The 1619-nt window shown below is 36.4% G+C and carries 1 protein-coding gene; it reads left to right on the top strand.

Features of this window, described 5'->3' with window-relative positions; genetic code table 11:
* Window positions 1–652 precede the first annotated feature (652 nt).
* Window positions 653–1619, top strand: a 967-nt coding sequence (locus tag QM917_RS10500) for an ISL3 family transposase (RefSeq protein WP_414285720.1), incomplete at its 3' end; no start/stop codon positions are given.

Raw genomic sequence — 1619 nt, forward strand, 5'->3', positions numbered from 1 at the left:
GGATTCGAACCCGTGTTACCGCCGTGAAAAGGCGGTGTCTTAACCCCTTGACCAACGGACCGGAGTTGTTATTTTCAACTCTTACTATTATACCGACTTTTCTTACTTTGTCAACACCTTTTTTTAATTTTTTTTTTAGAAGTCTTGTAATGTTTCCTTCAGCTCTATGAGAAGAGCTTTGCGGCCTTTAAATCGTTCGTCTGCCCAGAGTTTCGGTTAATTTTTTTCTTACAATAATTGTTTTTTTATGAAGCACATATCATTTTTTGAAACATTTTTTCATATTACTCAAGTAACTGTTGCATTCTTATTTTCAGAAAATTTGAATCATTTCCTTTAGGAGAGCATTGACATAGGTGAACTTGTATTTTGTTTTCTATATATCAAAATCTTTGATTTATAGTTGATTGAAATAAGATGTGAACAAAGAGGTTAGGAAAGTCAAATTAATTTCTAAAAATGTTTTAGAATCTATATTGTACTACTCTAAGTTCAATCCACTATAAATTCGAGTTCCCTCAACTTTTTGGCTCTATAATATTTGTAGTGGGTAAATTCCCTATGGATCTTATGGAGCCTATTTTGTTGTAGAAAAAAAGTCCCATAGGACCTATAATGAAAAGCGACTAAACAACTCATTAGAAAGATTCATATGGAACAATTACATTTTATCACAAAACTACTCGATATTAAAGACCCTAATATCCATATTCTAGACATCATCAATAAGGATACACTCAAGGAAATCATCGCTAAACTGGATTACAATGCCCCATCTTGTCCTGATTGTGGACATCAAATGAAGAAATATGACTTTCAAAAACCGTCGAAAATTCCTTACCTCGAAATGACTGGTATGCCTACTAGAATCCTCCTGAAAAAGCGTCGATTCAAGTGCTATCATTGCTCGAAAATGATGGTCGCCGAAACCTCTCTCGTCAAGAAGAATCATCAAATTCCTCGTATCATCAACCAAAAGATTGCGCAAAAGCTGATTGAAAAGACTTCTATGACCGATATTGCTCATCAGCTGGCTATTTCAACTTCAACCGTCATTCGTAAGCTCAATGACTTCCGTTTTAAGTCTGATTTTTCTTACCTCCCTGAGATTATGTCCTGGGACGAGTACACTTTTACAAAGGGAAAGATGAGCTTTATTGCACAAGATTTTGACAAGCTCAACATTATCACTGTTCTTGAGGGCAGAACACAGGCTGTCATCCGAAATCACTTTCTTCGTTACGATAGAGCAGTCCGATGTCAGGTGAAAATCATTACTATGGATATGTTTAGTCCCTACTATGCCTTAGCTAAACAGCTTTTTCCAAACGCTAAAATCGTGTTGGATCGTTTCCATATTGTCCAACACATGAGCCGTGCTATGAGTCGTGTGCGTGTCCAAATCATGAATCAGTTTCATCGAAAATCCCATGAATACAAGGCTATCAAGCGTTACTGGAAGCTCATTCAACAGGATAGTCGTAAACTCAGCGATAAACGTTTTTATCGCCCTACTTTTCGCATGCACTTAACAAATAAGGAGATTCTAGACAAGCTTTTGAGCTATTCAGAAGACTTGAGACACCACTATAATCTCTATCAGCTCTTGCTTTTTCACT

Source organism: Streptococcus infantis, assembly GCF_047460685.1.
Classification (GTDB): Bacteria; Bacillota; Bacilli; order Lactobacillales; family Streptococcaceae; genus Streptococcus; species Streptococcus infantis_AD.